The sequence below is a fragment of the Oceanicaulis sp. UBA6590 genome (assembly GCF_002433705.1).
GTDB lineage: Bacteria > Pseudomonadota > Alphaproteobacteria > Caulobacterales > Maricaulaceae > Oceanicaulis.
In genome coordinates this window covers 1-1178 of record NZ_DJIQ01000021.1, presented here as the reverse complement: position 1 = coordinate 1178, position 1178 = coordinate 1, and the positions used below count along the sequence as shown (strand labels likewise).

At 64.8% G+C, this 1178-nt stretch carries 1 protein-coding gene; it reads right to left on the bottom strand.

Features of this window, described 5'->3' with window-relative positions:
* On the bottom strand, positions 1-1178 hold a 1178-nt coding region (locus B2Z70_RS03775), incomplete at both ends, for a glycosyltransferase family 2 protein (protein ID WP_292981168.1).

The following is a 1178-nucleotide window of genomic DNA, read 5'->3' as shown; positions in this document are numbered from 1 at the left end:
CCATGGCCTGCAAGGGGGCGGAATAGGCCTTGGTCCAGAGGAAATTGTCGACCGGCACGAAAGTCACCTTGAAGCCCAGCGCCTGCAGCGCGCGCATGGTCTCCACCGCCACCAGCGAGCCGGCGTCATGCTGAGGCTCCGGCGTGGTGATGTCGATGAAGAGGACGCGCTTGGTGACCCCGCGCTCCTTTTCGCGCTCGGGTTCCTGCGCATTGGGACGGTGTGCGGCCAGAACCCCTGCCCAGCGTTCGCGAAGCTTTTCAAGGTTCTGAACCTGATAGGCCTTGGCCCCCGCTGCGAGGTCCGTTCCCGAGCTGACGCCCTCGAAATGGATCAGCATGGAGCGGGGCTGGAAGACGGTGCGCAGGCCGTCCGCGCGAACCCGGAACGCCAGATCCGCGTCCTCGGCGTAGGCAGGGCGATAATGGTCATCAAACCCGCCGAGCTTCTCCCAGAGGGCGCGCGGCAAGGCGATGGAGGCGCCGGAGATGTAATCCGCATCCCGCGCATAGCTGAATTCCGGGCGACGCGGATGGTCGAACCGGCCCAGATTCCAGGCGGAGCCATCCTGCCAGAAGATGCCGCCCGCTTCCTGGAGCCGGCCATCCGGATAGATCAGCTTGGAGCCGACCAGCCCAACTTGGGGATCGGCGTCCAGTGTCTCCACCAGCGCGTCCAGCCAGTCCGGCAGGACCAGCGTGTCATTGTTGAGCATCAGGACGATACGGCCGCGCGCCTGCTCGGCGGTCAGATTGCAATTGCCCACAAAGCCCTGATTGGTCTCGTGCCGCACCCAGCGCACATGCGCCATGGGCACGCCGGCGGCGGCCTGAGTGCCATCGGTGGACTGGTCGTCGCCGACCAGGATTTCGAAGCTCGCTTTCGGCGCGCTTGCGAACACGCTTTCAATGCAGGCGAGCGTATAGGAGATCTGGTTATAGGCCGGGATCACGATCGAGACGTCCGGGGTCACGGTCTTCGGATGCCTGGCCGCAATCTTCGCCAGGCGTTCCGCCATCTTACGGGCGGCTTCATCCCCCACCACGGTCTTGATCGGCGCCTGGCCTTCGGACTGAAACGCCAGCTCGTAGCGGCTGATCAGCTCGGGGACATAGCTCGCAGCGTCGCCGAACTCCTCGGTGAGAACACCGTTGAGCGTCCGGATAGGGCTCTTCACG